The 10,187-nt window shown below is 70.6% G+C and carries 6 protein-coding genes and 1 pseudogene; 1 reads left to right on the top strand and 6 read right to left on the bottom strand.

The window, feature by feature from the left end; translation table 11 throughout:
• The 6 genes and pseudogenes from AAH991_RS39245 to AAH991_RS39220 form a co-directional block, all read right to left on the bottom strand.
• On the bottom strand, positions 1-3,216 hold a 3,216-nt coding region (locus AAH991_RS39245; protein WP_346231036.1), incomplete at its 3' end, for a ThuA domain-containing protein.
• A 71-nt stretch (positions 3,217-3,287) separates the two neighbouring features.
• Positions 3,288-3,392 (bottom strand): annotated as a pseudogene (locus AAH991_RS39240) (sugar phosphate isomerase/epimerase); the annotation flags it as partial.
• Positions 3,393-3,400: 8 nt separating this feature from the next.
• Entirely contained in the window at positions 3,401-4,612 is a 1,212-nt protein-coding gene (locus AAH991_RS39235) for a substrate-binding domain-containing protein (protein ID WP_346231035.1), read from the bottom strand.
• A gap of 13 nt (positions 4,613-4,625) precedes the next feature.
• Positions 4,626-5,558: an ABC transporter permease gene (locus tag AAH991_RS39230; protein WP_346231034.1), complete on the bottom strand. Its 933-nt coding sequence runs from the start codon at positions 5,556-5,558 to the stop codon at positions 4,626-4,628.
• Positions 5,555-6,556: an ABC transporter permease gene (locus tag AAH991_RS39225; RefSeq protein ID WP_346231033.1), complete on the bottom strand. Its 1,002-nt coding sequence runs from the start codon at positions 6,554-6,556 to the stop codon at positions 5,555-5,557. Before AAH991_RS39225 ends, AAH991_RS39230 begins: the two co-directional genes overlap by 4 nt.
• Positions 6,553-7,977, bottom strand: a complete 1,425-nt coding sequence (locus AAH991_RS39220) for a sugar ABC transporter ATP-binding protein (protein WP_346231037.1) — start codon at positions 7,975-7,977, stop codon at positions 6,553-6,555. Before AAH991_RS39220 ends, AAH991_RS39225 begins: the two co-directional genes overlap by 4 nt.
• Before the next feature lie 740 nt (positions 7,978-8,717).
• Here AAH991_RS39220 and AAH991_RS39215 point away from each other — a divergent pair.
• Positions 8,718-10,187: hypothetical protein (locus AAH991_RS39215; protein ID WP_346231032.1), on the top strand; the 1,470-nt coding region annotated here is incomplete at its 3' end.

The raw sequence follows: 10,187 nt of genomic DNA, 5'->3' as shown, positions 1-10,187 counted from the left end.
CGCCTGCGAGGCGCCGTTGACGTCCAGGCACCGCCCGGACCCGACGCCCTTCAGGGCGCTCGTGCTCCCCGAGGGCGACGACGGAGAAGGCGAGGGAGAGGGCGGAACCGATGGCGAGGGGGACGGCGAGGAGCCGCCGCCCTGTCCGACGCCCCTGCCGCCGAAGGTGAACGAGTCGACGTCGAACGCGTTCGCCGACGGCGCCTTGAACACGACGTACACGTCGTGCGTGCCACCGGGGTCGGTGACCCGCACCGCGGGCAGGGACACGTAGTTGTTCCAGCCACCGGTCGACGGCACCGAGGCGGAGGCGATGAGCGCCCCGGTCGGCGAGTCGGCGTGCAGCTCGATGGACCCTCCGGTGGCGGACGGCGCCGAGACGCGGAAGGACACCGTGTCGATTCCGGAGAGGTTGAACGGGGTGAAGGAGAGCCAGTCGTTGTTGGAGATGTCGCCGATCCGCCTGCCGCCCTCGGCCCCGGACTCGTCGACGATCCTGATGCCGGACGAGCCGGTGGCGTGCTCGGCCTGCTTGTGCTTGGGCTGCAGCGTGACGCCTGCGCTGCCCTTCAGGCCGCCCTTGTCGGTGTAGTCCGCACCCAGGACGTAGTAGACGTTGGAGGCCTCGTCGTGGCCGGAGGCCGTGGTCGTGACCGTCCCCGAGCAGCCGGTGTACTGACCGGTGTCGTGGGCGTGCTGGTCGTGGCCGAGCGCGGTGAACACGTTGACCTTGGTGCAGTCGACGGTGCCGTCCTCGGCGTCGGTGACGTTCAGCGTGTAGTTCACCTGGTCGCCGAAGTCGATGAACCCGCCGTCGGGCGGAGCCGAGAAGGCGACCGTGGGCCGGGTGTTGCCGACCACGATGGGCACCGTGACACTGGCCGTCTTCCCACTTGAGTCGCGTACGGTCAGCTTGGCGTTGTAGGTGCCGTTGGCGCTGTAGGTGTGGGACGGGTTGGCGCTGGTGGACGTCCCGCCGTCGCCGAAGTCCCAGCTGTAGGTGATCGCGTCGCCGTCGGGATCGGACGAGCCGGCCGAGGAGAACGCCACCGTCAGCGGCGCCTTGCCCGAGTCGGGGCTGGCGCTCGCCTTGGCGACGGGAGCGCGGTTGCCGACCACGTAGTCGATCCGGTAGACGGCGTCGTCGGTGTTCGCGTGGCCGAAGCCGTTGCCCCAGTCGGCCATGTACAACGCGCCGTCCGGGCCGAACTTCATGTCGATCGGCGCGTGCGGGGCGATCTGCGCCACGAAGGGGCTGATCTTCAGGAGGTTGCCGGAGGAGTCCAGCCGCAGTTCCTTGACGAAGTTACGGCTCCACTCGTAGAGGAAGGGTGTGCCGTCGAAGTAGTCGGGGAACTTGCGGTCGGAGGTGCTGGAGGCGTCGTAGCGGTAGAACGGGCCACCCATGGGGGCCGCACCGCCACAGCAGTTGATCTCGGGGAACTCGGCCGAGGCGTGGTAGTTGTACCAGATGGTCGCGGACTTGGCCGCGGGCAGGTTGGTCAGGCCGGTGTTGTTGGGCGAGTTGTTGACCGGCGCCGAGCAGTTGAACTTCGCACCGGAGGTGTTGGTGGCGAAGTTGAAGTCGTTGAACGGGATGTTGTTGCCGACGCAGTAGGGCCAGCCGTAGAAGCCCGGCTCCTTGATCAGGTTCCATTCGACGGTGCCCTCGGGGCCGCGGTTGGCGTTCGCCGCCCCCGCGTCCGGGCCGTAGTCGCCCACCGAGATCCAGCCGGTGACCTTGTCGACGGAGAAGCGGAACGGGTTGCGGAAGCCCATCGCGTAGATCTCCGGCCGCGTCTTGGCGGTGCCCGGCGCGAACATGTTGCCGGACGGGATCGTGTAGGTGCCGTCGGCCTCGGGGTGGATGCGCAGGATCTTGCCGCGCAGGTCGTTGGTGTTGGCCGCGGACCGCTGGGCGTCGTAGTGCTCCCGGCCCTGCCGCTCGTCGATCGGGGCGTAGCCGCTGGATCCGTTGGGGTTGGTGTCGTCACCCGGGCCGATGTACAGGTTGCCGCCCGGGCCGAACGCGAGGTAGCCGCCGGTGTGGCCGGGCTCGTCGACGTTGCGGTACGCCGGAACCTCGATGATCTTTTTCTCGCTCGACAGGTCGAGGCTGGTGCCGTTGAAGGTGAAGCGCGACACCCGGTTCACCTCGCCGCCGTTGGACGGCGAGTAGTTGAGGTAGATCCAGCCGTTGGTGGCGAAGTTCGGGTCGAGCGCCAGGCCGATGCCGCCGTCCTCGCCGCCGTCGTACACCGACAGGGTGCCGATGACGCGCGTGCCGCCGCCGCCCGCGGGGATCAGGTTCACCTTGCCCGAGCGCGAGATGTAGAAGACCCTGCCGTCCGCGGCGACGTCCAGCTCCATCGGCTGGTCCGGCGCGCCGTCGAGGGTCACCTTCTGGAAGCGGGCCGCGACCGTGCCGCCGCAGTCGCCCGGCGCCGCGCCGGCCGCCCACTTCACCGCGCCCAGCAGGTGCTGCTTGAACAGCGGCTCCGAGTAGGAGGACGCGTTGTGGCCCATCGCGGTGGCCCACACCCGGCCGCCCTCCGGGTTGTGACACCAGGAGATCGGGTGGTCGGCGCCCATCTTGTTCGCGCCCGCGTCATAGGTGGTCTCGTCCGCGGTCACCAGCACGTGCACCGAGCCGCGCATGTTCTTGTCGAAGTTGTACCACTCCTCGGTACGGGTCCACCGGTCCGGCAGGCCCTTGGTCGAGGGGTGGACCTTGTCGGCGACCTTGGCGGTGCCCTGCACGATCGAGGAGTGCTGGGTCATGTGCGCGCCGGCCAGCACGGTCTGGTCCCACCAGGGGAACTGCGACTCGATGTTCATGTCGACGGCGTTGTGGATCGCGACGACGCCGTGGCCGCCGCGCACGTACGCCTGCATGGCCTGGCGCTGCGCGTCGTTGTCCCACACCATGCCCGACGTCTGGAGCATGATCACCGCGTCGTAGTTGGCGAGGTTCGACGTGGTGAAGACGGAGGAGTTCTCGCTCGCGTCGAGCTGGAAGTTGTTGTCCGTCGCCAGCTGCTGGAACATCGCGATGCCGGCGGAGATGGAGTCGTGCCGGTAGGCGCCGCTCGCTGTCTTGCTGAACAGCAGCACCTTGAACTGCGGTGCGGCCGCGTGCGCCACCAGCGGCACCGCGGACAGCAACAGCCCCAACAGGGCCGCGGCCAGGGCGGGCAGTAAGCGTGATCTTCGCATGAGGGATCTCCTGGGGGGGTTACCGGTTACGGCCGGAGTTACGGGGTGCGAAGGCTTGGATGGTCGGCCGGTCAGGCCATGAGGGTGCGGAGGAAGGCGAGTCCTTCGGTGACGAGGGCGTCCTGGCTCGCGGCGAGGGGACGCCGGACGGATGCGGCGGTGGCGATGGTCACGTCGACGCCGATCACGACGAGCCACCCCATTTCGCGGGGTAGCCGGGCAGGTCCTCGCACCCGCACAGGGCGTAGTGCAGCGGCGGCATGCCGGGCTTGAGGTAGGTGGCGAGGTTCTCCTGCGTGATCGCCGGTTGCGGGAGGTTCCAGACCTTCGGCACCTGCTCGCCCTTGAGGATCTTGAGCGCCGCGATGATCGGGGTGCGCCACTGGTAGGTCGGGTAGGTCGGGGCGATCGCGGTCAGCTTCGCGTCGCTCCACTTCCGCAGGAAGTCCTGCTGGTCCTCGCCGCTGATCGGCGGCACGGGCCGGCCCGCGTCCTCGAACGCCTCGACGGCCGCGACGGCGGTGGCGCCCGCGTCCATCCAGACTCCGTCGATCTTGCCGTAGCGCTGGATGTAGTCACTGACGATGCTCTTGGTCTTCGCGGCGTCGCCGTCGGTGAACTCCACGCCGACGACCTCGAGGTCGCTCTGGTCGAACGCGACCTTCGCCGCCGACCACCGGGTCTCCAGCACGTCCACGCCGGGCAGGATGCGCAGCGCCAGGATCTTCCCGCCGGCCCGCACCTTGCCGACGAGGAACTCGGCCGCCTCGGCGCCGAAGGCGTAGCCGCCGATCGGTTTGATGAACGTGACCGGGCAGTCGGTCTGGACCCCCCGGTCGAACACGATGACCGGCACCTTCGGACACGCCCCGGCCACCGCGGGAGTCAGCGTGGCCGTGGTGTTGGGCGAGACGATCAGCGCGTCGCAGCCCTTGCCCTGCAACTCCGCGATGTCGGAGATCTGCTTGTCGTCCTTGCCCTCGGCGTCCAGTGCGGTGAACTCCGTGATCTCCTTGTGCAGGGCGACCTCCGCCTGCATGGTCTTCCAGCCGACCTGCCGCCAGGGGTTGTTGACCGCGGCGTTGGAGAAGCACAGGTGGTACGGCCCCGCCTTCTTGTACTCGGCGGTGTCGACGGGCCGCGGGTCGATGCTCTGCTCCCACGGCTTGTCCGCCGGGCCGGTCGGCTGTGCCCGGCGCATCGCCATCTGGGCGTCGTAGTCGGCCTGCATGAAGAACTTCGACTGCGCGCCGGTGCCCTTGTCCTCCCGCGCGGCCGGCCCGGCCGGCGCGGCGGAGGCGGAGGACACGGGTTTGTCGCTGGTGCACGCGGCCATCGGCAGCGTCAGCGCGGCCAGCGCGGCGGAGGCGAGGAGCCGCCGCGAATATGAACGCATGGTCTTCCTTCCGTCACGAGACCGCCGCGGCTTTCCTGCGCGGGAGGTTCACGGCCCCCAGCGCCACCGCGGCGATGATGATCACGCCCTGCACGGCCGGCTCCAGCGCCCCCGAGATGCCGTACAGGTTGAGTAGGGTGAACAGCGCCTCCAGGGTGAAGGCGCCCGCCATGGCGGCGACCACGGAACCGCGGCCGCCCCCGAGGGCCACGCCACCGAGCACGACAGCGGTGATGGCCTGGAACTCCAGGCCCTGGCCGACCTGCGCGGACACCCCGGCGAAGCCGCCGAGCAGGATCGCGGCGACCGCCGCGGACAGCCCGGAGATCATGAACGCCGCCGTCCGCACGCGGGCGACGCGGACGCCGGACAGTGCCGCCGCCCGGTCGTTGTCGCCGGCCGCGATCAGCGTGTGGCCGAAACTCGCGCGCATCGCCCAGATCGCGGCCGCCGCCACCGCGACGAGGATGAGGACCGACCAGGGCACCGGGCCCAGACTCCCCCGGCCCAGCTCGCGGAACTCCGGGGACAGGGCGCCCCGGGGCGCGCCGCCCGTCCAGAGGAAGACCGCCCCGGACAGGATCAGCAGCATGCCGAGGGTGGTGATGAACGACGGGACCCGGAGCAGGGTGGTGACGATCCCGTTGACCAGCCCGGTGAGCGGCCCGATGACGATCAGCAGGGCCAGCACGGGCCAGGTCGCCTCCGCCGAGCCGTCGATGAGCCGGGCGGCGATCACCACCTCGGCGGTGACGAGCGAGCCGACCGACAGGTCGAACTCGCCCGAGACGATGACGAAGTACTGCCCGGCCGCGAGGATCACCAGCGGCGCGGCCCGTTTGACGAAGGCGAGGAAGGCGGGCGGCTCCAGGAAGTACGGGTTGACGACCGCGATGGCGACCAGCAGCCCGGCCAGCACCACGAAGATCGGCAGCGCGCGTCTCATGCGGTCCGCCTCCTGCGGGCGTAGATCGCCAGGGCGGCCACCAGGACCACACCCCGTACGACGTCCTTGGCGAAGGAGTCGACCTCCATCTGGTTGAAGATGGTGTCGAGGACGGCCAGGAGCAGGACGCCGCCGACGGTCCCGGCGACCCCGCCGCGGCCTCCGGCCAGAGCCGTCCCGCCGAGCACGACCGCGGCGATCGACTCCAGGTCGTATCCGCCGTCGGTCCCCACCGTCGGCGCGCCGGCCCCGAGCCGGGAGGCGAGCAGCAGCCCGGCGATCCCGGCGCAGACCGAGCAGAGCACGTGGGCGGCGACCACGACCCGCCCGGTGCGGATGCCCGACAGGCGCGCGACCTCCGCGTCCCCGCCCACGGCGTAGATCCGGTATCCCAGCCGCGTCCGGCTGAGCAGGAACCACGCGGACGCCGCCACCACGGCCCACAGCAGCGCCGACACCGGCAGCGGGCCGATGCGGTCGTACCCGAGATGCTGGAAGGACGCGGGCACGCTGCCCGCGGGCCCGTCGTACCGCTCGTCGAGCAATCCTTTGAGGATCAGCGCGACCCCGAGCGTGGCGATGAAGGCGTGCACCCGGAGTCTGGTGACGATCAGGCCGTTCACCAGTCCGGCCGCCGCGCTGACCGCCAGCACCGCCGCGACCGCGGCCGGCACGCCCGCGTCGGCGCCCGCCATGATCTCGGCCGCGACCAGCGAGGTCAGGCTGATCAGGTAGGCCACCGAGAGGTCCAGGCTCCCGGCCAGGATCACCACGGTCTGGCCGACCGCGACGATGCCGAGGGCCGCCGACCGCTGCTGGATGCCGACGATGTTCTCCTGGCTGAGGAACTGCCCGCCGTCCAGGGCGAACAGCAGCCAGCCCAGCACGACGAGCAGGACCAGCGCCACGTAGACGGCGCGCGCGGGCCGGTCGGCCGAGAGCCGCCGCAGGAACGAGCCCCCGGCCGGTACGCGCCGGAGCTTCAGCTGCTGGGTCATGACGCGGCCGCCAGGTGCATCACGGCTTCCTCGGCGGCGCCGGCGGGCAGTTCCCCGGCGATACGGCCGTCCCGCAGCACCACGATGCGATCGCTCATGCCGATGAGCTCGGGGAGCTCCGAGGAGATCATCAGGACGGCCACGCCGTCGCCCGCGAGTTCCCGCATCAGCTCGTGGATGGCGGCCTTGGCGCCGACGTCGACCCCCCGGGTGGGCTCGTCGAACAGCAGGACGCGCGGCGCGACCGTCATCCACTTGGCCAGCACGACCTTCTGCTGGTTGCCGCCGGACAGCAGCCGGACCTCCTGGGCGGGCCGGGGCGGGTTGAGCCGCACCCGCTCGAGCAGCCGCTCGACGCCGGACCTGCGGGCCCCGGTCGCCCGGGCGACGAGCAGGGCGTTGTCGCCCACCCGCTGGTTGAGCAGAAGTCCTTCTGCCTTGCGGTCCTCGGTGACCAGGCCGGTCCCGGCCGCGATGCCCTCCCGCGGCGAGCGGGGACGGCGGGGCGTCATCTCACCGATGGTGAAGGGCTCGGCGCCGAACAGCGCCTTGGCCAGCTCGGTGCGGCCCGAGCCCTGCAGTCCGGCGACCCCGACGATCTCCCCCGCGCGCAGGTCGAGGTCGATGCCGTGCAGCCGGGCGTTGCCGCCGCCGCGCACGCTCAGCAGCACCTCCCCGGGCGGTTCCGCCGCCCGGGGCGGGTAGTACGACCGCAGCTCCCGCCCGACCATCAGGCGGACCAGTGCCGGGCTGTCCAGGCTCGACGCCGCCGCGGTGGTGACCCGGGCGCCGTCCTTGAGCACGGTGATCCGGTCGGCGAGATCGAAGATCTCGCGGAGCCGGTGCGAGATGTACAGGACCGCGATGCCACGCCCGGTGAGCCGCCGCACCAGCGTGTAGAGCAGCTCGACCTCGTGGCCGGCCAGGGCGGCGGTCGGCTCGTCCATCACCACGATCCGGGCGTTCAGCGACAGCGCCTTGGCGATCTCGACGACCTGTTGCTGTGCCACCGAGAGCCGCCGGACGAGATCGCGCGGCCCGAACGCCTCCTCGCCGAGAGACTTCAGCAGCTCACCGGTCGCCGACTCCATCGCGGCCCGGTCGACCAGCCCCCGCCGGACGGGTTCCCGCCCGAGGAAGACGTTCTCGGCGACCGTCCGCTCCGGCAGCAGGGTGAGCTCCTGATGGATGATCGCCACCCCGGCCCGCTGCGCCTCGACCGGGTGCCCGAAGGCCACGCTCCGGCCGTCGATCTCGATGCTCCCCTCGTCCGGGGTGTGCACGCCGGCCAGGATCTTCATCAGCGTCGACTTGCCCGCGCCGTTCTCCCCGACCACCGCGTGGACCTCACCCGCGGCCGCCTCCAGATCGACCCCGCCGAGGACCCGCACGCCCAGGAAGCTCTTGCCGATACCGGTCATCCTCAGCACGCGGCCCACCTGTCGGGGCGTACGGCCGCGCCGGCCATGCCGGGATCGGCAGGCGGCATCGCGGCCGGGAGACCGGCCGGGACACGTCTCCGCGCCGTCCGGGGTGAGCAATCCTGCACGGGATCTCCTTGCGGGGGGTGGGAGTCGTGCCGCGCCCGATGTCCGAGTCGACCGAACCGGTCGCCGGCGAGGACGCCACGGCCGCCGGACCGGCCCGCGCCCGGCGGAGCCGGAACGATTCCGACGGTGCCGGCGCGACGGACACACCGGGCCTGACCTGCGAGAACCTGTCGAATCGATTCGGAATGACCATAGGTCCGCGCCTCATGGGTGTCAAGCATGCTTATCGGCGATCCATTGGATGTCTGTTCACATGCGCCGGACATGGCGTCGCCGCCTAGATCGAGAATGCCCATTTCAACGTGCCGTCGATGATGCCGCGCCCCCTCGTCCGAATCCAGCCGGGCGAGAATCAGTAGTATCTTTCTACTGCTCAGCCGGGTATAGGTATGAAACTTTCATGGTCCGCGTCCGCCATGCCCCCTTCCGGGTACGAGTGGACCATCCCGGCCCTCCGAGCGTGTCCCGCCGATGCTTGACACCTGCCGTTGACATCCCTCGCCGACGAGACCTAGGCTGCCAGCGAATCGATTCGATAATCCCGTAACCGGGATCGCGGCCGGCCGCAGACGGCGTCACTCCCCCACCCCCCTCTGTGCAAGGAGTCATGAGTGGACGCGAAAGGCAGGAAGCGGCGGACAGGCCGCCGCGGGATCGCGGCCCTGTTCGCCGTCGGCGCGCTCGTCGCCGGATCCCTCCTCACGACGGCGGCGCCGGCCCAGGCCGCGGACGAGTCGATCACCGTCGACTTCTCCGTCGCCGGCGGCTCTCCGACGTACCGGGCCTCCGGATGGATCTACGGCATGACGGAGGACGGCGCCAATCCCCCGGACCATTTCTTCACCGATGTCAGGTTCCGGTACATGCGGGCCGGCGGCGCCCAGCTGGACGCCCCGGGCGGCTGGGTGTCGGGCAAGTACGACCGCCGGTGGAACGCCACCCGCGCGCAGCTGCTGCGCACCCGATCGCTGGGCGGTGAGTTCGTCCTGCTGGTGCACGACCTGTGGGGCGCCGACGGTTACCCCATCTCCCGATTCCCGGGCGACAACGGCAACTGGACCGACTACGACGCCTTCCTCACCCGCCTGATCGGCGACGTGCGGGCCACCGGCGCCCCGGTTCAGTGGGACCTGTGGAACGAGCCCAACATCACCCTGTTCTGGAACCGTCCCATCTCGCAGTACTTCGAGATGTGGAAGCGGGCCTACCAGCGCATCCGCGCCGCGTTCCCGTCCCACCTGATCGTCGGCCCGAGCTGCGCCTGCGTGCCGTCCTCCGGCGGCTTCTGGACCCAGTACCTCGACTACGTGAAGGCCAACGACGTCGTCCCCGACATCGTCAGCTGGCACTCCCTGCCCGGCGACCCGGTGGCCAACGTCGCGACCGCCGACGCCACCCTCGGTTCCCGTGGCATCCCCCACCCCCGTCCGTACCAGATCAACGAGTACGGGGCGTCCAACGAGCAGAACCCCGGGGACGGGTCCTGGTACATCGCCCGGCTGGAGCGGGCCGGCGCGGACGGCCTGCGGGCCAACTGGGCCGGCGGTGGCAACCTGCACAACGACCTGGGCAACCTGCTGGTCCGCAACTCCTCCGGGCAGTACCAGCCCAAGGGCGAGTGGTGGGTCTACCGCTTCTACGGCTCGCAGACCGGCCAGGTCGTCTCGGTCACGCCGAGCACCTCCTACGACGGGTTCGCGACGAAGGCGAACGGCGAGGCGAAGGTCCTGGTCGGCGGGGGCCGCACGACGGGCGACATCGCGGTCGGCCTGCAGCGGCTGGACGCCACCAGCGGCATCGTGCAGAACAACCAGGTCCGGGTGGTGACCGAGCGCATCCCGTACAACGGCGGGGGCGCCGTCACCGGTCCTGTGACCGTGCAGAACACGGTGGTGACGTTGTCGGGCAACGGCACGACGGTGCATCTGCCGCACACCAACGCCGACGAGACCTTCACCATCACGCTGCTGCCCCCCGGATCCCCCGGACCGTCGCCGACCCCCACGCCCACGGGGAGCACGAGCGCCCTGAAGGGCGTCGGGTCCGGGCGGTGCCTGGACGTCAACGGCGCCTCGCAGGCG

The sequence above is a fragment of the Microbispora sp. ZYX-F-249 genome, from assembly GCF_039649665.1.
In the GTDB taxonomy this organism is placed as follows: Bacteria; Actinomycetota; Actinomycetes; order Streptosporangiales; family Streptosporangiaceae; genus Microbispora; species Microbispora maris.
This window is presented reverse-complemented; position numbering and strand designations above follow the sequence as displayed.